Raw genomic sequence first — 22318 nt, forward strand, 5'->3', positions numbered from 1 at the left:
GCCTTGAGCACCCTCGAAGACGCCAAGACCCTGCTGGGCGAACTGATCAGCTTCCCCACGGTTTCGTCAGACAGCAACCTGGACATGATCAAACACCTCGCGGACCGGTTGAGCGATTGCGGTGCAGAGGTTGAAATATGGCATGATGAAACCGGCACCAAAGCCAATCTTTTTGCCACATTGGGCCCAAAGCGCGACGGTGGTATCGTTCTGTCAGGCCATTCCGATGTAGTGCCTGTCGCCGATCAGGACTGGTCCTCGGACCCGTTCGTGATGGAGGAGCGGGACGGCAAGTGGTTTGGGCGCGGAACCTGCGATATGAAAGGGTTTATCGCGGCGGCAGTCGTCATGGCCCCGTATTACGCAAAGCTGGATCTTCAGCGCCCATTGCATTTCGCCTTTACATATGATGAAGAAATCGGCTGTTTTGGCGCGCAGGCTTTGGCCAAGACCCTGCGGAAGAAAGCGATCAAACCCGCTGTGGTCATCATCGGGGAACCCACCTCGATGCGCATCATCGAGGGCCATAAGGGCTGCTTTGAATATACAGCGCATTTTACCGGGTTCGAAGGCCATGGCTCGGCCCCCGAGCGCGGTGTAAACGCCGTCGAATACGCGGTGCAATACGTCTCGAAACTGCTGACGCTGAAGGCTGATTTGCAAGGGAGAGCACCGGCAAACAGCCCGTTCGACCCACCATGGACGACAATAAATACCGGTACGTTGGTGGGCGGGGTGGCCCATAATGTGATCCCCGGTAAGGCGCGGGTCGATTGGGAGATGCGACCAGTGCAAAAGGCGGATGCGGATTACGTCAAAGACGAACTGCACCGGTTTTGCGCGCAAACCCTGATCCCGGCAATGCAGGCTATTCACCCCGATGCTGGTATCAAGACCGAAATTATCGGTGAGGTCGACGGGCTAGAACCAATGGACGACAACGAGGCGCGTGACCTTGTGATGGAACTGACAGGGGCAAACGGAGCCGACGTTGTACCCTTCGGTACCGAGGCCGGGATATTCCAGCAGTTGGGGATGAACGTCGTTGTCTGCGGTCCCGGATCAATCGATCAGGCGCATAAACCGGATGAATACGTCTCGGTCGAACAGATGGCCCAGTGCCTTGATATGCTTCGGCGGTTATCTTCGAAGCTGGAGTAGATGATGACCTTGGTCCGCGCGGTATCGATATTCTGGTTGGGTGCACCGGTCTGTTCGTGCTGTTCTGGGCGGGTGGCTACAGTTTTGCCAAGATGGGGCTGCCCTATGTGGAACCGATGACCATGCTTGCGATCCGTTATGGTCTGGCTGTTCTGTGTCTTCTGCCGCTGCTGGCGGTGTTCCGCCCTGCCCTGCCGCGTGATCACTCGAAATGACCCGGTACCGGCTAGCACAGTGCAATACTCATTCTTTTTTGTCGTGATATTTCCCATCACCATGACCAGCGAAACGATAGAAACCACCTGAACCGAGATCACAACCGTCAGGAAAGCGCATTCACATAGCTTTTGATCGTCGACCGGCATCCGTGCTGCCAGATCCGTGGCAACCAGCGTGTGAAGGATTCTGCAAACTGGGCTTCACGGCCAGTACTTCCGTACAGGTTTGCTACCTCAAGCCACTTTTCGGGCCGTCCCCTGGCGGCAAGGGCCGCACTCTGCAAATCGCTCCAGATGGGATCATTGGGCGCAATCTCTGATCCATCCTCACGCAGACCGGCGCACATCCGGCACCAGAAAGCTTCAACCAGTGCCAGCCCAGTGACAGATGTACCCGAGGCCAGAGCATCGCGAATGGACGGAAGCAAGAAACCGGGGTGGCGCGCAGACCCATCAAAGGCCACGCGTCGCGTGGTATCGTGAATAGCCGTATTCGAAAATCTGCGTTTAACCAGATCCAGATACTGTTCCGGTGTCATCCCAGGAACCGCACTGGCATGAGGAAGAATTTCTTCGGTCTGGACTTTCAGGAAGAATGCCGAAATTTCCCGGTCGTTCATGCAGTCCGAGATTGTGGGGATGTTCAGAACCTCGCCCACATTCGCCAGAATCTGGTGCCCGCCGTTCAGAATGCGCAGTTTCAGTGTTTCATATGCGTGTACGTCCTTGGTGATCGTAACGCCGACATTCTCCAACATTGGCCGCCCGGCGCAGAAATCATCCTCAATCACCCATTGGCGGAAATTCTCGTGTGACACCGGAACGCAGTCTTCAATTCCTAGGGCTCGAGCCTGCGACCGAACTTGATCAGAGGTGGCGGGAACAATGCAATCCACCATTGAATTCGGAAACGCCCCGTTCTGATCGATCCAATCCGCAAGATCAGGGTCCGTCCGGCGCGCCAGTTCAACAACACAGTTGCGCAAGATAGTACCGTTGCCCTGAAGGTTGTCACAACTTAATGCCGTAAAGGGCAGATGCCCGGCGGCACGGCGATTGCCAAGTGCTGCCACAATGGCACCAAAGACCGTGCGAGGCTGTTGCGGGTTTTGCACGTCGTGTCGAATATCATCGTGATCCACGTCGAAAACACCTGACTTGGCATCCAGAAAATAGCCACCTTCCGTTACGGTAAGGGACACGATCCGAATGGCGGGATCGGACATTTTCCGGATCAGAGGCGCATTTTCGGGTTCAATGGGCAGATAGTCCATCAACGGACCGATGACTTCGGCCGAAACGCCGGACGGGTCAAGCTCGATCAAAGTTGTCAGACAGTCCTGCCCAATCAGCTTTTCGCGCATGTCCGCGTCAAAAGCCCGAACGCCGGCCCCGATGATCGCCCAGTCCAAGGCCTGCCCTTTTTGCATCAGCCTGTGGATGTACCACGCCTGATGCGCACGGTGAAAATTCCCAAGCCCAATATGAACAATTCCAGGGGTCAGGTCTTCACGCCGGTATCCGGGTATTTTGACATCCGCAGGAAGCGATCCGAGGCGTTCGAGGCACAGCTCTACCGGTGTTATGTCCGCCAAAGGGGTCATCAGCTCATCCAGTTTCCGCCATCGACATTGTAAGTCTGGGCCACGATGTATTCCGCTTCATCAGACGCCAGAAACACCGCCATCCCGGTTAAATCCTCGGCCCGTCCCATACGGCCGAACGGTACCGCTGATGCAACTTCACGCTTCTTCTGCCCCGGTTTTTTATTTTCGTACTTCGCAAAGAAGGCGTCGACGCCGTCCCAATGCTCTCCATCAACAACACCGGGTGAGATCGCATTCACATTTATCCCGTGAGCGATCAGATTGAGCCCCGCTGACTGCGTCAAAGATATAACGGCAGCCTTGCTGGCGCAGTAAACGGCGACCAAAGGTTCGCCACGCCGACCAGCCTGTGAGGCCAGATTTATGATCCGGCCTTTGACATTGGCGTCGATCATGTGTCGCGCAACGGTCTGCATTGTAAACAAGGTGCCCGAAACATTGATATCAAAGACTCGCTGGTAATCGGAGCGGTCGATTTCGATGATTGGCGCTGCTGAGAAAACGGCAGCATTGTTGATCAGAATGTCAATCTGGCCGAACTGATCCACTGTGCGCGCAACAGCAATGTCGATGCTGTCCTGATCAACAACATTCATTTCGACCGCCATTGCAGCGTCACCGATTTCCGAGGCTGCGGATTGCGCCCGCGCGAAATCTATGTCGGCAATGGCCACACGCGCACCTTCGGCGACGTAAGCTTTTGCAAAGGCCAGCCCGATTCCGCGCGCAGCCCCAGTGATGAGCGCGGTTTTTCCGTCCAGTCGCTTCATTCGATCCGCAGCCCTTGCGCGTCAAAACAATGAAGCACGTCGGCACGTGGCGTCAGGTAGATGCGGTCGCCATGCGTAAATCCAACTTCTCCGTCTGCTCGCACCGTGATTGTTTCCGCCAGACCGGTTTCATGTATGTGGAAAAACGTATCTGATCCAAGATGCTCGGACACGCCTACAACACCGCTCCAGGTTCCGTCGCTCTCGGACACAGCAATATGTTCGGGGCGGATGCCGATTGTATGTGCGCCGTGTTTTGCAGCTTCTTCGCCTTCGATAAAGTTCATCCTGGGCGAACCGATGAACCCGGCGACAAAAAGGTTTCGTGGCGTACGATACAGGTCCAGCGGGCTTCCGACCTGCTCGATCACACCAGCCTGAAGCACGACGATCTTGTCGGCCATCGTCATTGCTTCAACCTGATCATGGGTCACATAGATCATGGTGGTCGCCAGCCGTTCGTGCAACTCGCTGATCTCCAACCGCATGCCAACGCGCAGCGCAGCGTCCAGGTTGGACAGCGGCTCATCGAACAAGAACGCTGCGGGTTCACGGACAATGGCACGCCCGATAGCAACGCGCTGACGCTGGCCACCGGACAGCTGGCCGGGGCGGCGATCCAGATAGTCGGTCAGGTTCAGAACCTGCGCGGCCCCTTTCACACGTTTGTCGATTTCGGCCTGATCCAGTTTTGCCATGCGCAAGGGAAAGGCGATGTTCTTGCGAACGGACATGTGCGGATACAAGGCATAGGACTGGAACACCATCGCCAGACCGCGTTTTGCGGGTGGTACGTTTGTCGCGTCGGCCCCGTCAATGTCGATGGAACCTGACGTGATGTCCTCCAACCCCGCAATCAGACGCAGCAAAGTGGACTTGCCGCAACCCGATGGCCCGACGAACACCGTGAACTCTCCGTCTTCGATGGTCAGATCCAGTGGCGGGATAACCTGTACGTCGCCAAAGCTTTTGGTCACGGACCTGAGTTGAATACGTCCCATGATAAGTTTTCCTTATTTCACAGCGCCAAAAGTCAGGCCGCGGACAAGTTGTTTCTGGCTAAACCAGCCAAGGATCAGGATCGGTGCAATCGCCATTGTCGAAGCCGCGCTGAGCTTGGCAAAGAACAGGCCCTCGGGGCTGGAATAGCTGGCGATAAATGCGGTCAGCGGGGCCGCGTCAACGGCTGTCAGGTTGAGGGTCCAGAACGCCTCGTTCCAGGCAAGAATGAAGTTCAGCAAAACAGTCGAAGCGATGCCCGGAACAGCCATGGGTGTCAGGATGTGCAGGATTTCCTCTTTCAGTGTCGCCCCGTCCATCCGTGCGGCTTCAAGGATTTCACCGGGAATTTCACGGAAGTAGGTGTAGAGCATCCAGACGATGATCGGCAAGTTGATCAGCATCAACACGACGACCAATCCACCTCGTGTATCAAGCAGCCCCAGACGGATGAACAGCAGGTAGATCGGGTAAAGGACACCGACTGCCGGCAACATCTTGGTAGAGAGCATCCAAAGCAGAATGTCCTTTGTACGTTTCGAAGGAACGAACGCCATTGCCCATGCTGCCGGTACGGCAATGATCACACCCAACAGGGTTGACCCACCTGCAATGATGACCGAGTTCCAAAGGAAACGCATGTAATTCGAGCGTTCCTGTACGACAGCATAGTTCTCAAGCGTCCAGTCAAAGTTCAGGAACAGTGGCGGGCTCGCAATGGCCTGCGCTTCGGTTTTGAAGCTGGTCAGGATCGTCCAGAGGATCGGGAAAAAGATCAGCAGACCGACGGCCCAAGCCAGGGCTGTGTTCAGCGACTTGCGTTGGATTGTGACGGAGCGGGCCATGGTTTTATCTCCTCACGCGTCCAGGTTCTTGCCGACAATGCGCATCAGGAAGACCGCAACGATATTGGCGAGAATGATTGCATAGACACCTCCGGCTGATCCGAGACCGATATTCTGGCTTTCCAAAACGCGCTGGAAGATCAGGTAGGTGAGTGTACGGGTGCCGAACGCGCCACCTGTGGTGACGAAAATCTCGGCAAAGATCGAAAGCAGAAAGATTGTCTGGATCAGGATTACGATTGTGATTGCACGGCTCAGGTGCGGCAGAATGATGTGGTAGAACCGCTTGAGCGGCGGCGCACCGTCCATTTCAGCAGCTTCCAGTTGCTCACTGTCCAGCGACTGGATTGCGGTCAAAAGGATCAGTGTCGCAAATGGCAGCCATTGCCACGACACGATCATGACTATCGAGGTCATTGAAGCTTCGGACAACCACGAGACCGGTTCAGCCCCAAAAAAGCGCCACAGATGGGCCAGCAACCCGTTGACCGGGTCCATGAACATGTTTTTCCAGACCAGAGCCGAAACGGTCGGCATAACGAAGAATGGCGCAATGACAAGGATGCGCACCACCCCCTGGCCCCACATCGGTTGATCTAATAGCATCGCCAGCAGGATGCCCAGAATGACCGTAATCGCCAACACGCCGAGAACAATGACAAGCGTTGCCTGAACGGCGGGCCAGAACGAACTGGACGAAACAAATCGGATATAGTTGTCGAAACCCACCCATCCGAGATCACCGCCCCGCAAGGGAAGATATTTCTTGAAGGAAAAATACAGGGTCATCGTCAGCGGCACGAGCATCCAGCCAAGCAGCAGCACCACTGCGGGTGCCATCATCAGGCGTGCAACTGATCTGGAATGTTGAGTTGCCATTGCGCAAGACCTCTCTGTTCAGGCGTAAGACAGCCTGCGAGAAAAACACGAATTGTGGAAGTGGGAGCAGGGGACAGAAGATCTGCCCCCCGCTGGGAAGGTTGCCTCAGTACCCTGCGGCTTCCATCTCTTCTGCTGTGAAGGCCTGCGCTTTGGCAAGCGCCTCGTCCACTGTTTGCTGCCCGGCATAAACGGCCGAGAATTCCTGACTTACCTGTGTGGCAATCCCTGCAAATTCCGGAATGGCCACGAACTGGACACCGGTATAGGGCGTCGGCTGCACACAGCAATTCTGCGGGTCAGCCTTCAGGATCGATTCCAGAGTCATTTTTGCGAATGGGACTGCCTTGTAGTTGTCATTCTCATAAAGCGAGGTCCGCGCGCCCGGAGGCACATTGGCCCACCCTTCGTTTTCAGCCACCAGCTCGATGTAGTCTTTCGAGGTTGCCCATTCGATGAACTGCTTGGCCGCATCTTCCCGCTGAGTTCCCGCCGGGATCGCCAGCGCCCAAGCCCAAAGCCAATTGGCGTGCTTGTCGACGCCTTCCGAATTTGGTGCAAGTGCGAAGCCAACTTTGTCAGCTACGGTTGAGTCTTCCGGATTTGTCACAAAAGACGCGGCAACGGTGGCGTCAATCCACATGCCGCACTTGCCTTGCTGGAACAAAGACAGGTTCTCGTTGAAACCGTTAGTGGCATAGCCAGCCGGGCCGGATTCACTCATCATGTCGACGAAGAACGTCAGCGCCTCTTTCCACTCGGGCTGATCGAACTGGGGCTTCCAGTTTTCATCAAACCAGCGCGCACCGAAGGAATTGCCGGTTACGGTGATAAAGGCACCACCTTCACCCCAACCCGCCTTACCGCGCAGGCAGATGCCGTTGATGTCGTTGTCGCGATCAGTCATGGCAGCCGCGGCTTCACGGATGAATTGCCATGTAGGTGCTTCGGGCATTTCCAGACCGGCCTTTTCCATCAGGTCGGTGCGGTACATGATCATCGAGCTTTCGCCATAAAACGGCGCAGCGTAAAGCGTGCCATCATGGCTCAACCCGCCTGCCATCGCAGGTAGCAGATCACCAACATCATATTCATCGGACAAACCGTCCAGCGGTACCAGCCAGCCGTTCGCACCCCAGATCGGGGTTTCGTACATGCCGATGGTCATGATGTCGAACTGACCGCCTTTGGTGGTGATGTCGGTCGTAACGCGCTGACGCAAAACGTTTTCTTCCAACGTCACCCATTCGACATCAATGCCTGTCGCATTGGTGAAGTTGTCTGTGTAGCCCTGCATCCGGATCATGTCACCATTGTTGACGGTCGCGATCGTGATGGTTTCCGCTTGGGCTGCTGCCGTAACGACGAAAGTCAACGCAGTCGCCGCACGAAGTGCGTTCTTCAAATACATCCCTGTCCTCCCTGAGCTTGGATGCTATACAGAGACCCTAGTTTATAAATTGTCGCGGCGTCAATATAAACTTTACGCGCGTTAACTTTTAGTTCATGCAGATTCCCTCAAGACAAGCCGTGCCGGAAACAGAGTTTCCGTCCGATCGTCAAATTTTCCCCCGCTTTCAATGAGTTCAAACAAGGTATCCACACTGCGCCCAGCCACGTTGTCATAATCATGCGCAGCTGTTGTCAGCGATGGGCACGTAAATTTTGCAAAGGGGTGGTCGTCATTTGATGCGACGCGGAGTGAGCAATCTTCTTTTCGCCCAACCCGAATCCCCTGCTCATAACAGGCTGCCAGAAATCCGATCGCAAGGCGGTCATTGCTGCACAAAACCGAGTTCGTCCTGAGAGCACCTTTCTCCAACACTCTCAAAGCACCTTGATGCCCAATCTCTTCAAACGCCCAGCCTTCGCCATCAATTTTAATGACATCGGGCTCGAACCCCAGACGTTCCATAACCTCTATATATGCCTTGCGTCGCTTGTTGGCGTTTGGGTTTGCTGGCGTGCGCATTTCAAAGAAAGACGGAGGTTCACCCGTCCGGGTCATGTATTCCACGGTTTGGGACACAAAACTGAAATTGTCCGATCCAATAAATGCGGCGCCCAACCCTTCAAGGTTGCTGTCAAACAGAACAGTAGGCACCTCGGCGCAAAACTTCTCGATGTAAGCGCGGTCTGAGGCACGCCCTAATGGGGCAAACAGCACTCCCGCCGGTTTCAGAGAGCGCAAACTATCGAGAATTTCATTCTCCAGCTTCTGTTCACCATGCGAGCTGAAAAGAGATGGACGATACCCGGCAGCAATACAGCTCTGCTCAAGGTATCTGGCCATCTCGGCAAAAAATGGATCGGCTAGATAGGGAACAACGATGCCGATATTCTTGGTCAGCTTTCGGTTCTGGTTCACCGCATAGATGTTTGGGCGGTAATCGAACTTTTCCAAAGCTTCTTCGATACGCGCCCGCGTAGAGGAACGAACGCTTTCCGGGTCGTGGAAATATTTGGAAACCGTTGGCCGAGAAATCCCGCTGAGGGCCGCAAACTCCTCCATATTTCTTATTTTTGCCATACCTACCCGCTTACGGAATTCTTTTGCTTTGACCTTACATTTTCTTTACGCGCGGCAATAAATCAATAGGCTGCCGTATCCGCGCGAACGGTAAGACGCGTGACGCCAACGCCGAACAGCCGAAAACCTCCTGATCAAGTCGCGGCGTTTTGGACTTGAGCCCAATATATCGACCCCCAGCGCAACCACCTTGGTCGTCAGGTCTGTTCAGGCTCATTTTGCTTCCCGGCAGTACCTTCTGCGACGTCCTTGTAGTCGTCATGAATGCCGTAAGAAGCGAAACCGGATAGCGTTTCAGAAATCTGTTCATCGGTCAGGATTACCGGACCGAGGGCCAAGGAAAGGTAATATTGCCGGGCAATGGTTTCCAGCTCAACCGCGCGCCACATGGCCTTGTCCAGGTCCTCACCCATGGCAATGGACCCATGATTGCCAAGCAAACAGGCGGTTCGGTCTTGCAGCGCTTCGATCGCCAGCTCCGACAGCTCGGGCGTTCCAAAGCGCGCATAGGGTGCGCAGCGAACATTAGTACCACCGAAGGCCGCGACCATGTAATGCGCTGCCGGGATCTCTTTGTGTGCAATCGCCAGCGCCGTGCAATAGGTCGGATGTGCATGGACAACAGCGCCCATATCGGGGCGGGTCTTGAGGATGTCGAAGTGGAACCGCCATTCGGTCGAAGGTTTGAGCGGGCCATCCCAGATCCCATACTCTCCATCAAATGGCATTGAGACGATCATCTCGGGGGTTAGCATGTCATATGGCGTCGCCGAAGGTGTGATCAGCATCCGGTTCTCGTATCGGGCCGAGATATTGCCGGATGTGCCTTGGCTAAGACCACTGGAATTCAGAAAAAGGCATTTCTCGATAATCGCCTCACGGATTCCGCGTTCCTTGTCATCCATCTTGTGCTCCTGTCCTCGCGCCACCCCGGCAGAATGGACCAGCTTTAGTTATCAGAGGTCGCACCATCAGGCGACAAGCCCAACCTTGCAATTGCATTGTCCAAAACCAACCCGAAAACTTGCGCCTGAGGTGACAGGACCTGGTCTGGCCGACGCATCAGCCCAACGGGACCGCGCGTTATCGACGTATCAAAAGGCAGCGCTACAAGGTGGCCATCGCTGATTTCATTGGCGACCACCCCTGCCGAGATAATCCAGATCGCATCGGTCTGTCGGGTATACACCCGTCCGAAAGCACCCGAGACAGTTTCCAGACGATCTTCGATTTCACCAATCCCATGCGCGATCATGAGGCGATCCACCAAGGGCCGAATTGCCGATCCTTCAGGCGGGTAAAGCACTTGCCACTCGGTAATCCGCCTGAGATCGGGGGCTTTCAGCAGTGGGTGATCCGCGCGCACGACAAAGACGACCTTCTCCTCGTAAAGCTGGGTAAAGGAAATGCCCTGCATGGTTTCAGGGCGACCCAAACGCCCGATAACAAGCTCCAGGTCGCCCAGACGAAGACGCTCCATCAAATGGCCATGTGGACCGTCGAAAACGCTCAGTCGGGCATTGCCCGCAAGTTCGGAAAACTCGGTGGCAACGGCTGGCATCAAACGGGCCGCAACCGAAGGCAGCACCCCGACCCGAAGACTGGCCCTGCCGCGCGCTTCGATCTGCTCCACACCAGAAAAGCCCTGCTGCAAAGCGGCCAGCGACATTTCGGCGAAATGCAGAAACACTTCGCCCTGCCGTGTCAGAGAAACACCCGACCGGTTACGGGACAACAGCACAGTGCCCAGAATATCCTCAAGCTCCTTAAGCGTCTTGGATATCGCCGGTTGCGTGAGAAACAGCTTCTCTGCCGCAACTTTCAGGCTTTTCTCGCGACATATCTCAATAAAACATTGAATATGCCTAACTTTGATGCGGCGATCTATCATTACTTTCCAATTATAGCAACTAAGTCCAAGTAGAACTCATTTTACATATCGAGAAATGACGTTCAATTATTAGACACGCGAAATCAGGAGAGCCAACATGCGCGTTCAGGTCGCGATCATCGGCGGTGGACCTTCAGGTCTTTTGCTCAGCCAGTTGTTGCACCGCAACGGCATAGACACCATCGTGTTAGAGCGCAAAACCAGGGAATATGTTCTGGGTCGCATTCGCGCTGGCATTCTGGAAACCGGTTTTGTGGAGCTGATGCGCGAAGCCGGTGTAGCAGATCGGATGGACAAGGAGTGTTTTGTCCATGACGGCACAGTGATCTCGTATGGCGATATCGAATTCGGCATCAACTTTAAAGAGCTGACGGGCAAACATGTGGTTGTTTACGGACAAACGGAAGTAACCCGCGACCTGTATGATGTACGCGATGCGATGGGCGGCAAGATTGCTTTTAACGTCGATTATCTTCAGATTCATGGGGCTGACAGCGATGCACCTTATGTGACGTATCAAGCGGATGGGACCGGACACCGGATTGATTGCGATTTTGTCGCCGGGTGCGACGGGTTTCATGGGGTGTCGCGTCAAACCATCCCGCTGACCGTGCGCCGGGAATATGAAAAGGTCTATCCGTTTGGCTGGCTGGGCGTTTTGTCCGAAACTCCCCCGGTCCATGACGAACTGATCTATGCCGGGTCGGAACGCGGTTTTGCGCTTTGTTCCATGCGCAATGAGAACCTCAGCCGTTACTACATTCAATGCTCGCTGTCTGACAGTGCCGATGACTGGACTGATCAAGCCTTCTGGCAGGAGCTGAAACGCAGGATTCCCGCGCAATATGCTGAGACACTGATCACCGGGCCATCTGTCGAAAAATCAATTGCGGCGCTGCGGTCTTTCGTGACTGAACCAATGCGCTGGGGCCGTTTGTTCCTGTGTGGTGATGCCGCGCATATCGTGCCCCCCACCGGGGCCAAGGGGCTTAACACGGCGGCAAGCGACATCCACTATCTGCACAACGCCCTGCTGCAATTCTATAAAGACCACGACAGCGAAGGCATCGACCGCTATTCCGAAAAAGCGTTGGCCCGAATTTGGAAAGCCGAGCGGTTCAGTTGGTCCACGACCAACCTGTTGCACCGTTTTCCGGAACAGAACGGCTTTGACCTGAAAATACAGAAGGCTGACATTGATTTCCTGCGCGAAAACAAAGAGGCCCAATCGGTGTTTGCACAAAACTACGTCGGGCTGCCCTACTGATGCAGATTGCGGCGCTGGATAACATTCACCTGCATTGGCGTGAGGATGGCGATCCAGATGGCACGCCTGTGGTGTTTGCCAACTCGCTGGGAACTGACCTGCGCCTTTGGGACAAAGTTTTGCCCTTGCTGCCCAAGGGGCTGCGCCTGATCCGGTTCGATCTGCGTGGTCACGGCCTGTCGGAATGCCCTCAGGCACTTTACAGCTTGGCTGAGCTGACAGATGACGCCGAGGCGTTGCTTGAACATATCGGGGTTCGCGACACGGTGTTTGTCGGCCTGTCGATTGGCGGCATGATCGGTCAGGCGCTGGCTTCGCGCCGACCAGACCTGATCCGCGCCCTTGTTCTTTCCAACACCGCCGCAAAAATGGGGACAGCCCAGATGTGGCGTGACCGGATGGGCGCAATCCGATCGTCCGGCATCGAGTCTGTGGCTGACGCAATTCTGGACCGTTGGTTTGCAGCGGGTTTCAGGGCAACCGATAACGTGCTGCTTTGGCGCAACATGCTGGTGCGTACCCCTGTTTCTGGGTACCTGGGATGCTGCAACGCGATTTCAAATGTTGATCTTGAATCCATGACCTGGGCGCTGCGATTGCCAGTTCTGGCCATCGCCGGATCAGATGACCGCGCCTGCCCGCCCGAACTGGTCCGGCAGACCTGTGCTATGATCCCCGGCGCGCTATGCCGAAATACCCAACACCGGGCACCTGCCATGCGTGGAAGCCCCCGCCACCTATGCTGAACACTTGTCCGCATTCCTGATGGAGAACCGCAATGAGTGACAAATACGCGTCCGGTATGCGAGTGCGGCGCAGAATTCTGGGCGATGCCCATGTGGATCGTGCCGAAGCCGCCAAATCTGATCTGGACGGTCCATTTCAGACGCTTATCACCGAAGGCGCGTGGGGCACTGTCTGGGCTTCGGACGGGATCAGCGACCGTGAGAGATCCATGCTGACGCTGGCTTTGCTGGCTGCGTTGGGCAATTTCGAAGAAATCCCGATGCATATCCGCGCCACAGCCCGTACCGGCGCCAGCAAGCAGGATGTACTTGAAGCGTTTCAGCACGTCGCGATTTACGCGGGCGTACCACGCGCCAATCAGGCCCTCAGGCTGGCAAAACAAACGTATGACGAAATGGAACAGGACTGAATGGGAAACGCGCAGAAACCCCAGTTAGACAAAAAGGAAGTGTGATCCGACAATGTTGAAACAAGGTGAATTCTACCAGCGTGACCGCGAGTGGCACCCACCTGCACTGACGCCCGACTACAAGACCAGCGTGACCCGTTCACCGCAATATTCGCTGATTTCGCTGCAAAACTCGATCAGTGAGGTCACCGGCCCGGTTTTTGGCCACAACGATGTTGATCCTCTGGATAAGGACCTGATCTCGAACTATGCGCAGCCCGGTGAAAGCCCGATTGGCGAGCGAATTATTCTGCACGGCAGGGTGCAGGATGAAAACGGACGTCCGGTGCCAAACACGTTGGTGGAAATCTGGCAGGCGAATGCGGGTGGGCGCTATCGCCACAAGAAGGATACCTATCTGGCACCGATTGATCCCAATTTCGGTGGTTGCGGCCGCACCCTGACAGATGAAAACGGGTATTATTTCTTCCGCACCGTGAAACCCGGTGCCTACCCCTGGCGCAATTGGGTGAACAGCTGGCGTCCCGCCCATATCCACATGTCGATATTTGGAACAGGTTTTGCACAACGCCTGATCACACAATGCTATTTCGAAGGTGACCCGCTGATCGACAGGTGTCCGATCGTGAAAACTATTCCTGATGCCGATGCGATCAGCCGCCTGATTTCGCGGCTCGATATGAATTCAACGATCCCTCTGGATACCATCGCCTATAAGTTCGACGTGGTCTTGCGCGGTCGGCGTTCGACCCTGTTTGAAAACCGTTTGGAGGGGAACTGAAGGTGCAACAGCTGAATTATCTGAAGGAAACCCCCTCGCAAACAGCCGGGCCTTACGTCCATATCGGTCTGGCGCCTGGGGCTGCCGGATTTGAAATCTACAGGCAGGAGTTGGGCTGGGACATCGCCGGACCAAATGCCGAGGGTGAGCGTATTCGGATCGAAGGACTGGTCGTGGACGGGGCAGGATCTCCCATCAAGGATGTTCTGCTTGAGGCATGGCAGGCAAATGCCAGGGGCGTCTATGCCCATCCTGAGGGCGGCGGCGATGTCGAAGACGGCTTTCGCGGCTGGGGACGCGTCATCACCAATTTTGAAACCGGCGAATGGGCGTTCGACACTGTCAAACCCGGCCCGACACCGGGACGAAACGTGGGCCAGCAAGCGCCTCACATAAACCTTTGGGTTGTAGCCCGGGGTATCAATGTCGGCCTGAATACGCGTATCTATTTCGAGGATGAGGAAGAGGCCAACAGCAAGGACCCGGTCCTTAATCTCATCGAATGGGAACGCCGCCGCGCAACGCTGCTGGCCAGACGCACCAATAGGGACGGTCAAATTGTCTATCGCTTCGATATCAAGATACAAGGCGAAGATGAGACCGTCTTTTTTGATATCTGATTACTTGGTGCTGCCTTGCCAAGGCGGCACTCATTTCAGGAAGTCACCATGACCAAACCCTGCATCATCTGCGTGGCCATCACCGGTTCCCTGCCTACCAAAAACAACAACCCAGCGGTGCCGATCTCGGTTGCGGAACAGGTCGAAAGCACGCAAGAGGCGTTCGAGGCCGGGGCCAGCATCGTCCACGCCCATGTTCGCAACGATGATCAGACGCCCAGCAGCGACCCCGACAAATTCGCTCTCCTGAAAGAGGGTTTGCAAAAACACTGCCCCGGAATGATCATCCAGTTTTCCACCGGTGGGCGGTCAGGCGCCGGTCAGGCCAGAGGCGGAATGCTGCCCCTGTCACCTGATATGGCTTCGCTGTCGGTTGGATCGAACAACTTTCCCACCCGGGTGTACGAAAATCCACCCGACCTGGTGGACTGGCTGTCAGCCGAAATGCAAAAATACAAAGTCACGCCCGAGATCGAAGCGTTTGACCTGTCCCACATCCTGCAAGCGATCAGATTGCACAAGGAAGGCAAGCTGTATGGCAAGCTGTATGTTCAATTTGTCATGGGTGTCAAAAACGCGATGCCGGTCGACAGGGCCGTATTCGACTTTTACGTGAAATCCATGCAGGATCGCGCACCGGATGCCGAATGGTGTGCCGCCGGGATCGGTCCAGACCAGATTGTGGTAAATGAATGGGCCATTGCTGCGGGTGGGCACACGCGAACAGGTTTGGAAGACAATGTCCGGCTGGATCGGAATACACTAGCGCCTTCGAATGCTGCGCTGGTCAATCGCGTGACCGAGCTATGCGCAAAGCACGAACGTCCGGTCGCCACCTGGCAACAGGCCCGCGAGATTTTGGCTCTTTGAGCGCAGGGAGGAATGGCGCCATGACGATTGATATCCGCCCGCTTCAATTCAAAGGCCACATATAGGATGGAACAGCTTTCCACTCATCCCTGGCTCAGCGGGCTGTTTGAGGACCCGCAGACCTCAGAGATGCTGGGCGCAGAGACTCAGCTAAGACACATGCTGTCCGTCGAGGCCGCATATTCTGAGGTTTTGGCCGCGGTCGGCAAGGTACCACCAGAGGTGGCGGATACCGCGGCTAAACTTATCCGACAACACCGTCCCGACATGCGGGCGCTGCGCGACGGGACGTCATTGGATGGCGTGGTGGTGCCCTCGCTGGTGCGGTCACTCAAAGCGGCATTGCCCGATCATTGCCACGTCGCGCTGCATAAGGGGATGACGTCGCAGGATGTTGTCGACACCGCTCTGGTTTTGTCAATCAAAGACATTCTGGAGGTGTTTTCGGCCCGTCTTTCAGACCTGGTAGATGCGCTTTTGGCGCTGGAGCAGGCATATGGCGAACACGTGATGATGGGGCGAACCCGAATGCAGGCGGCATTGCAGATTTCGGTTGCCACGCGCCTGCGAAACTGGCGGTTGCCATTGGCCGATCACCAGAAACGCCTGACCGAATTGCAGCCCAGATTGCTTGTGCTGCAACTTGGCGGCGCCGTTGGCGACCGCGTTGGGATGCTCGGATCCGGACAGGCAATCGCAGATCATATGGCCGACAGGCTTGGCCTGGCCAGCTGCAATGCAAACTGGCATACCCGCCGGGACAATCTTGCAGAACTTGCCTCATGGCTTTCATTGATAACCGGGTCGCTGGGGAAGATTGGTCAGGACGTGTCGCTCATGGTCCAGCAAGGGGTGGACGAGGTTTCGCTGACAGGTGGCGGCGGATCTTCGGCGATGCCTCACAAGCGCAACCCGGTCCGTGCGGAACTGCTGGTCGCACTGGCTCGTTTCAACGCAACCCAACTGTCGGGCATGCATCAGGCGCTGGTGCACGAGCAGGAACGTTCCGGCGTTGCCTGGACGCTAGAATGGATGATCCTGCCCCAGATGATCCTGGCAACGGGGCAGGCCCTGATCAGCTGTGGTACGTTAGTGCAACAGATCGAACGGATAGGCATCGTGGAGTGACTGCACTGGCCTCTGAGCCCGACGTTACTCAGGCGGTGCGTCGACTTGGCGTCACCGGTTTTGCCGCAGTAACTTATATATGTCAGCATCAGTGGAGCTGGCGTCTTGACTACACTGACAGTTGGGCGAACTGCTGAAACGGACGGATTTCGACAAGGCCGCCGAAACCGCCGACGGCAACGAACAGGCGTCAGGCCTGCCGCGACAAGATTGCCGATATTTCAGCAGAGATCGCCTCAACCACTTTTTCGTGCTGGGAAAAGCTGCGCGTCTTGAGCCGCATCATGCTCAGGTCGATCAAGGCGGTCGGAAAGCCGAGATCGGAAAGCTCGACCAGCGTTCCATTCGCCAACTGGTCTTCGATGGAACTTCGTGGCAGCCATCCGACACCCAGCCCGTGCTCAATGCACTTGGCGATCGTCTGGGTCAGGCCCGAAACGATCTTTAACGAGACCCTTTGCGGAATTTGCGGCAACAGCACCGAGCGGGTGAGATCACCCATAAAGACGTTGGATGGATAGCAGATGATCGGCAACGCCTCGTCCCGCTCGCTACGCGCCTGAAACTCCTGCAACTTCCCCGCGGCTGCCACGGGAACGAACCCGTCCTTGCCGACAAGTGCGCGATGCACGAGATCCTTTGGCGGGTTTAGCCTGCGGGTTTCAGCCTCGTAGGAGAAGGCAACCATGACCTCTTCGGTCATCAGCATCTGAAAGCAGGTTTCCTGATTGGCCGACCGCAGCCGCAAGTCGTGAGATGACAGCGCGTCACCGAACGCAGCAAGCGCCCGAGGCAGGATATTGGCCGAGATCGAATGCAATGCGGCTATCCGCAATGGGTTCAGCGGACGTGATCGCAAAAGCGTCGGAAAGCCGGTTGAGGCCGACGAGTGCTGCTTCAAGCTCCACCTGTAGGGACCTGAGCTGATAGGTCGGGCCTGACGGTCGTCGCGACCGGTCCAACAGTTCAGTGTCAAACAGATGCTAAAGGGCCTGAAGTCGCCTGGAATAGGCGGATTGCGAAGAAATGCGGCTATGCGCGGCAAGCGAAACGCTTTCGGCGCGGATCAGCGCGAGCAGATCGAGTATTGATTCTTTGTCCTTGGCGACACATTAGCATGCAGCTTCTGCATATAAACTTGCCCAATTAGCGATATAAATTTCAGATAGCGCATGTATTGAGTAATGATAATGCAAGTCCGTCGGGGTGGTGCGCGGTATTCGGCGTGATGGATGGGGCTAGGGTGCAGCCCCGGCGGATCAAAGATGGTCGCGGAAACTGCACCATGGGAAAGCTATAGCCAAATAGAGACAGACTTATGGGAGGAGACGAAAATGAAGCACATGCTTGCATAAGTGACCGTCACGGCGATACTTGCACTTGCGGGTCCGGCCTTTGCCGATGCCGGCGACAGCCCGGTATTGCAGCGCATTCAGGAACGCGGCGTAGTCAGTATCGGCCACAGGGAAACCTAGATCCCTTTCTCCTGTATCGGCCCTGTTAATAAGCCGATCGGTTATTCGATCGACCTGTGCCTGAAGATTGTCGATGCGATCAAGGCGGAGCTTGGCGTAGACAATCTGGAGGTCCACTATGTGCCGGTCACCGGCCAGACCTGCATCTCACTGATGCCAATGGCACGATCGACATGGAATGCGATTCCACCACCAACAACCTGACCCGCCAGTTGCAGGTGGAATATCCGCCCACGACCTTCCTCACCGGCACCAAGATTGCCTCTAAAACCGGGTCGGGCATCACCGAGATCGAGGATCAGGAAGGAAAGGTCATTGGCCTGTCTGCGGGCACGACCAACGAAAAGGCGATCAAGGCCATCATCGAAGAAAAGGGCCTGAACGTCGAGATCGTACCGGTCAAAGATCACAGCCAGGGCTGGCTGGCGCTGGAAACGGACCGCATCGACGCCTATGGCTCGGACGATGTTCCGCTCTATGGCCTGATCTCAAAGGCGTCCGATCCGACTGGCTATCAGGTCACCGGGCGGTACCTGTCCTTCGATCCCTATGCCCTGATGGTGCAGCGCAACGACTTCACGTTCGAACGTCTTGGACGTACGGTCATGGCCGGTCTGATGCGCTCTGGTGAGATCAAGGAGATTTACGCCAATTGGTTCGAGCCGGGCCCGACAAACATCGACATGCCGCTTTCCGATACACTGGCGACCGCGTTCGAAATTCAGGCACTGCCAGAATAAGCAACAAAAGAAGGGGCGGGTACATCCGCCCCTCCCCAGCTGCGGCAGGGGGATGACATGATCTATAATTGGGACTGGGGGCATTCTGTTCCGCGAGCCCTATTTCGGCTGGACCATAGTTATCTCGCTTCTGGCCAGGACAATCGCTTTTTCGGTGGGCTCAGCGCTCGGTGTCTTCCGCACCTCATCCAGCCCGGTCCTCAGGGCCGTTGGCACCACCTATGTAGAGATCTTCCGCAATGTTCCGCTGCTGGTACAGCTGTTCCTGTGGTACTTCGTTTTCCCCGAAGTCCTGCCGGATGACTGGTCGCGCTGGGTCAAGCGCGACATGCCCTTCCCGGCACTGACCACCGCCATTGTCGCTATCGGCCTTTATACCGCCTCGCGTGTCTGCGAACAGGTCCGTTCGGGAATCGAGGCCGTGGACCGTGGCCAGCGCCAGGCAGGCCGCGCCATCGGCATGACCGAGGTGCAGGTTCATCGATATATTCTTCTGCCCAATGCCTACCGCATCATCATCCCGCCGCTGACAAGCGAGTTTTTGACGATCTTCAAGAATTCCTCGCTGGCGCTGACCATCGGTGTCGTCGAACTGACGGCGATGACACGACAGATCGAGGAGTATACGTTCCAGGGGTTTGAAGCCTTCACCGCAGCAACTGTGGTCTACAGCCTTGTCACCTTCACGGTGATGGCGGTTATGCGGCGGGTCGACAGGATGACCGCCCTGCCCGGCACCTTCGCAAAAGGGGCTGCGTAATGACACTCGATTTCTCCGTCATTCCCGTCAATGGCGAACTGTTGTGGGACGGCATGAAAATGACCTTTCTACTGACGGGCCTCGCAGTGGCAGGGGGTATCGTCCTTGGCACGGTCCTTGCCCTTCTGCGCATCGCAAAGGTACCGGTTCTGGGCCAGTTCGCTGCGGCCTATGTCAACTTCTTCCGCTCGCTGCCGCTGATCCTCGTGATCTTCTGGCTCTTCTTCCTTATGCCGCTTATCTTCGGGCGACCTGTCGGCGCCTTCTCCTCGGTTCTCGTGGCATTTATCCTGTTTGAGGCCGCCTATTATTCCGAGATCATCCGGGCCGGCATCAACTTTGTCCGCCCCGGACAACTGGCCGGCGCGCGCCATCGGCCTCACCTACAGCCAGTCGATGCGCTATATCGTGCTGCCTCGGGCCTTCCGGGCGATGACTCCGATCCTGCTGAGACAGGTGATCATCCTCTTTCAGGACACATCGCTCGTCTATGTCGTCGGCCTGCGCGATTTCCTTGTCAGTGCCGAGATCGTTGCAAACCGTGACCAGAAGCTGGTGGAAATGTTCCTCTTCGTCGCTGCGGTCTACTTCACCCTCTGTTTCCTCGCCTCCATGGGCGTCCGGTATCTGCAAAAAAGGCTTACCACATGATCGAGATGAAGAATGTCAACAAATGGTACGGCAAGACCTTTCAGGTTCTGAAGAACTGTACCCTCAGCGTCGCCAAAGGTGAGGTGAGCGTGGTCTGCGGGCCCTCCGGCTCGGGCAAGTCCACGCTGATCAAAACGGTGAACGGGCTTGAGCCGATCAATGATGGCGAGATCGCCGTCGCGGGCACCTCGATCACCGCGAAATCAACCAATCTCGACAAGATGCGCGCCCGGATCGGCATGGTCTTTCAGAATTTTGAGCTGTTTCCCCATATGAGCGTGACCGAGAACATCAATATCGGCCAGATCAAGGTGCTGGGGCGTGATCCGAAAGAGGCGGAGGAAAAGGCGCTCGCACTTCTTGAGCGCGTGGGCCTGACGGAACATGCGCAGAAATACCCCTCGCAGTTGTCCGGCGGCCAGCAGCAGCGGGTGGCGATTGCCCGCGGCCTTGCGATGGAGCCGATGGCAATGCTCTTTGACGAACCGACATCGGCGCTCGACCCAGAGACGATCAACCAGGTTCTGGACGTCATGGTGGAACTGGCCAAGGAAGGCATGACGATGATGGTCGTCACGCATGAGATGGGGATTGCCAAAAAGGTGGCCGACCGCGTGGTCTTCATGGACCATGGCGAAATCGTCGAAGACGCGCCCTCGGCCGAGTTTTTTGGTTCCCCGCGAAGCCCGCGTGCTCAGGATTTCCTGTTCAAGATTCTCAGCCACTGAAGCAGATCCGGATGTCTACAGCTGGCCAATTTATCTTCTAATCCGGACCTAGATGCCCGAAAACACGCGCGGCGGAGCGACGTACGCCGCGCATTTGCGGACGAAGACTATGTTGCCAACTTTGAAATACAGTTGGGGAGCATAGGTGATCTGACGTTTGTTCCCATAAAACAGTTCGTTAACAGTTCGCAACTTGATCACATTGAAGCCCTGTCACTTCCCCAAGGATACAGTCTTGCACGCTGTTAACTTATAACCCCGGTACACTCTGTCCAGAACATGACTGAACGCGGCGTGCAGGTGGGCCGCGTCCTTTCTTAGCCGCTCATTCGTCAAAAGCTTGAAACTAATCTGCGGCGATTACTGTCTTTGCGCGACCTATAACGCCTTCAAATTTTGGCGCAGGCTTCCGCTCGGTTATCAGGAAGTCACTTGCCGAAAGAGCTGGAAGACGCAAGGCCGGTTTGGGTTCGGATGCCTGGAACTTGGTCGAGTCCACTGCCATGAAACATCGTTCGCTGATCGCCTTCATTGCGACCGCAATATCGACTTCGCATTGTTCGAACACCAAAAAACCCTGTTTCGGATGCACACGCGACGCCGACAGGATCGAGTATTCCACCGACATATTTGCAATAACGTCAAAGGCCGCGCGGTCGAACGCTGCGCCGTCATGATTTCTAAGCTGTGTGCCCGCCATAAATACCCGGTTGCTGTTCCCCATCGCCAGAGTTGTTGCAATGAACGCTGAATTCGTCACCACGGTAAGATCTCTGCGCGCCTTGAGAGCCTGAGCCACAAAACCCGACGTAGATCCAGTATCAATAGCAATGGACGCGTTATCAGGCACAAGGTTTAAAATTGACTTTGCAATAGCGACTTTCGCCGCGCGATTGGTTGTCATACGCGCGATGAAAGGGGGATCCAGAACCTTTTGGGTGCTGACTAACGCGCCGTGAACCTTGTCGATTTGCCCCGCATCTACCAACGGCTTCACAATTCGACGGATTGTCTGATCGGAAACGTTAAGCCTCTGCGCCAGATCCATGACCGAGATTCGGCCATGAATGTTAACCGCGCTCAGTATGTCCTTTTCGTATTTCGACATTCAGCCACTCGGATGTTGGATTCTAACAGGATGAATTGTTGATACCTCCTTAAATCAACATATTTCAACACTCTTTTTTAATTTTTGTTGATTTCTGTTGGTCGATACGATGATCTGGCATCAAATTTGTCGAC

Annotated in this window: 23 protein-coding genes and 2 pseudogenes; 14 read left to right on the forward strand and 11 right to left on the reverse strand. The window is 55.7% G+C overall.

Translation table 11 applies throughout. From position 1 onward, the window contains the following. The first annotated feature begins 3 nt into the window (after nucleotides 1-3). The gene (argE, locus tag ACR3FC_RS18515; RefSeq protein ID WP_480477621.1) at nucleotides 4-1161 is read left to right on the forward strand and encodes an acetylornithine deacetylase; all 1158 of its coding nucleotides are present in this window, start codon (nucleotides 4-6) and stop codon (nucleotides 1159-1161) included. Nucleotides 1162-1217: 56 nt separating this feature from the next. Then, nucleotides 1218-1376 (forward strand): EamA family transporter, encoded by a 159-nt coding sequence (locus ACR3FC_RS18520; protein WP_480477623.1) that lies wholly within the window; start codon nucleotides 1218-1220, stop codon nucleotides 1374-1376. A 107-nt stretch (nucleotides 1377-1483) separates the two neighbouring features. On the opposite strand, the gene ACR3FC_RS18525 is transcribed toward ACR3FC_RS18520, so the two are convergent. From ACR3FC_RS18525 to pcaQ, 9 genes are all read right to left on the reverse strand, one after another. Then, on the reverse strand, nucleotides 1484-2983 hold the full coding sequence (locus ACR3FC_RS18525; protein ID WP_480477625.1) for a mannitol dehydrogenase family protein: 1500 nt from the start codon (nucleotides 2981-2983) through the stop codon (nucleotides 1484-1486). Next, nucleotides 2983-3756, reverse strand: coding sequence for an L-iditol 2-dehydrogenase (locus ACR3FC_RS18530; RefSeq protein ID WP_480477627.1), 774 nt, complete (start codon nucleotides 3754-3756; stop codon nucleotides 2983-2985). Before ACR3FC_RS18530 ends, ACR3FC_RS18525 begins: the two co-directional genes overlap by 1 nt. After that, nucleotides 3753-4757, reverse strand: a complete 1005-nt coding sequence (locus tag ACR3FC_RS18535) for an ABC transporter ATP-binding protein (protein ID WP_480477629.1) — start codon at nucleotides 4755-4757, stop codon at nucleotides 3753-3755. The genes ACR3FC_RS18530 and ACR3FC_RS18535 overlap by 4 nt, the downstream gene beginning before the upstream one ends. Before the next feature lie 12 nt (nucleotides 4758-4769). Continuing rightward, on the reverse strand, nucleotides 4770-5600 hold the full coding sequence (locus ACR3FC_RS18540; RefSeq protein WP_480477631.1) for a carbohydrate ABC transporter permease: 831 nt from the start codon (nucleotides 5598-5600) through the stop codon (nucleotides 4770-4772). Between the two features lie 12 nt (nucleotides 5601-5612). After that, nucleotides 5613-6479 (reverse strand): carbohydrate ABC transporter permease, encoded by an 867-nt coding sequence (locus ACR3FC_RS18545; RefSeq protein ID WP_480477633.1) that lies wholly within the window; start codon nucleotides 6477-6479, stop codon nucleotides 5613-5615. Between the two features lie 106 nt (nucleotides 6480-6585). After that, the gene (locus ACR3FC_RS18550; RefSeq protein ID WP_480477635.1) at nucleotides 6586-7890 is read right to left on the reverse strand and encodes an ABC transporter substrate-binding protein; all 1305 of its coding nucleotides are present in this window, start codon (nucleotides 7888-7890) and stop codon (nucleotides 6586-6588) included. 93 nt (nucleotides 7891-7983) lie between these two features. After that, nucleotides 7984-9009: a LacI family DNA-binding transcriptional regulator gene (locus ACR3FC_RS18555; RefSeq protein ID WP_480477637.1), complete on the reverse strand. Its 1026-nt coding sequence runs from the start codon at nucleotides 9007-9009 to the stop codon at nucleotides 7984-7986. Between the two features lie 197 nt (nucleotides 9010-9206). Next, a complete protein-coding gene (locus tag ACR3FC_RS18560) occupies nucleotides 9207-9914 on the reverse strand; it encodes a class II aldolase/adducin family protein (RefSeq protein ID WP_480477639.1) in 708 nt (235 codons plus the stop codon). A gap of 44 nt (nucleotides 9915-9958) precedes the next feature. Beyond that, the gene (pcaQ, locus tag ACR3FC_RS18565) at nucleotides 9959-10900 is read right to left on the reverse strand and encodes a pca operon transcription factor PcaQ (RefSeq protein WP_480477641.1); all 942 of its coding nucleotides are present in this window, start codon (nucleotides 10898-10900) and stop codon (nucleotides 9959-9961) included. Nucleotides 10901-10997: 97 nt separating this feature from the next. Between pcaQ and pobA the strand changes: the two genes are divergently transcribed. From pobA to ACR3FC_RS18600, 7 genes and pseudogenes are all read left to right on the forward strand, one after another. Next, entirely contained in the window at nucleotides 10998-12167 is a 1170-nt protein-coding gene (pobA, locus tag ACR3FC_RS18570; protein ID WP_480477643.1) for a 4-hydroxybenzoate 3-monooxygenase, read from the forward strand. After that, nucleotides 12167-12953 (forward strand): annotated as a pseudogene (pcaD, locus tag ACR3FC_RS18575) (3-oxoadipate enol-lactonase). The gene pobA and the pseudogene pcaD overlap by 1 nt, the downstream one beginning before the upstream one ends. Continuing rightward, nucleotides 12946-13323 (forward strand): 4-carboxymuconolactone decarboxylase, encoded by a 378-nt coding sequence (gene pcaC / locus ACR3FC_RS18580; RefSeq protein WP_480477645.1) that lies wholly within the window; start codon nucleotides 12946-12948, stop codon nucleotides 13321-13323. Before pcaD ends, pcaC begins: the two are co-directional and overlap by 8 nt. A gap of 52 nt (nucleotides 13324-13375) precedes the next feature. Next, a complete protein-coding gene (gene pcaH, locus ACR3FC_RS18585; RefSeq protein ID WP_480477647.1) occupies nucleotides 13376-14104 on the forward strand; it encodes a protocatechuate 3,4-dioxygenase subunit beta in 729 nt (242 codons plus the stop codon). 2 nt (nucleotides 14105-14106) lie between these two features. Beyond that, nucleotides 14107-14724, forward strand: coding sequence for a protocatechuate 3,4-dioxygenase subunit alpha (gene pcaG / locus ACR3FC_RS18590; protein ID WP_480477649.1), 618 nt, complete (start codon nucleotides 14107-14109; stop codon nucleotides 14722-14724). A 48-nt stretch (nucleotides 14725-14772) separates the two neighbouring features. Further along, entirely contained in the window at nucleotides 14773-15594 is an 822-nt protein-coding gene (locus ACR3FC_RS18595) for a 3-oxoadipate:acetyl-CoA acetyltransferase (protein WP_480477651.1), read from the forward strand. 66 nt (nucleotides 15595-15660) lie between these two features. After that, a complete protein-coding gene (locus ACR3FC_RS18600) occupies nucleotides 15661-16722 on the forward strand; it encodes a 3-carboxy-cis,cis-muconate cycloisomerase (RefSeq protein WP_480477653.1) in 1062 nt (353 codons plus the stop codon). A 190-nt stretch (nucleotides 16723-16912) separates the two neighbouring features. Here the strand turns inward: ACR3FC_RS18600 and ACR3FC_RS18605 are convergent, their stop codons facing one another. Continuing rightward, nucleotides 16913-17623, reverse strand: coding sequence for a substrate-binding domain-containing protein (locus ACR3FC_RS18605; RefSeq protein WP_480477655.1), 711 nt, complete (start codon nucleotides 17621-17623; stop codon nucleotides 16913-16915). A 747-nt stretch (nucleotides 17624-18370) separates the two neighbouring features. Between ACR3FC_RS18605 and ACR3FC_RS18610 the strand changes: the two genes are divergently transcribed. From ACR3FC_RS18610 to ACR3FC_RS18630, 5 genes and pseudogenes are all read left to right on the forward strand, one after another. Then, a complete protein-coding gene (locus tag ACR3FC_RS18610) occupies nucleotides 18371-18937 on the forward strand; it encodes an ABC transporter substrate-binding protein (RefSeq protein WP_480477657.1) in 567 nt (188 codons plus the stop codon). Between the two features lie 154 nt (nucleotides 18938-19091). After that, a complete protein-coding gene (locus ACR3FC_RS18615; RefSeq protein WP_480477659.1) occupies nucleotides 19092-19697 on the forward strand; it encodes an amino acid ABC transporter permease in 606 nt (201 codons plus the stop codon). Between the two features lie 59 nt (nucleotides 19698-19756). Then, nucleotides 19757-19966, forward strand: a pseudogene (locus tag ACR3FC_RS18620) (ABC transporter permease subunit); the annotation flags it as partial. Between the two features lie 127 nt (nucleotides 19967-20093). Then, entirely contained in the window at nucleotides 20094-20348 is a 255-nt protein-coding gene (locus ACR3FC_RS18625) for an ABC transporter permease subunit (RefSeq protein WP_480477661.1), read from the forward strand. Then, nucleotides 20345-21076 (forward strand): amino acid ABC transporter ATP-binding protein, encoded by a 732-nt coding sequence (locus ACR3FC_RS18630; protein ID WP_480477663.1) that lies wholly within the window; start codon nucleotides 20345-20347, stop codon nucleotides 21074-21076. Before ACR3FC_RS18625 ends, ACR3FC_RS18630 begins: the two co-directional genes overlap by 4 nt. A 346-nt stretch (nucleotides 21077-21422) precedes the next feature. Here ACR3FC_RS18630 and ACR3FC_RS18635 read toward each other — a convergent pair whose 3' ends face one another. Beyond that, entirely contained in the window at nucleotides 21423-22184 is a 762-nt protein-coding gene (locus ACR3FC_RS18635; protein ID WP_480477665.1) for a DeoR/GlpR family DNA-binding transcription regulator, read from the reverse strand. Nucleotides 22185-22318: the final 134 nt, after the last annotated feature.

The sequence above is a fragment of the Ruegeria sp. AF3 genome (assembly GCF_056536285.1).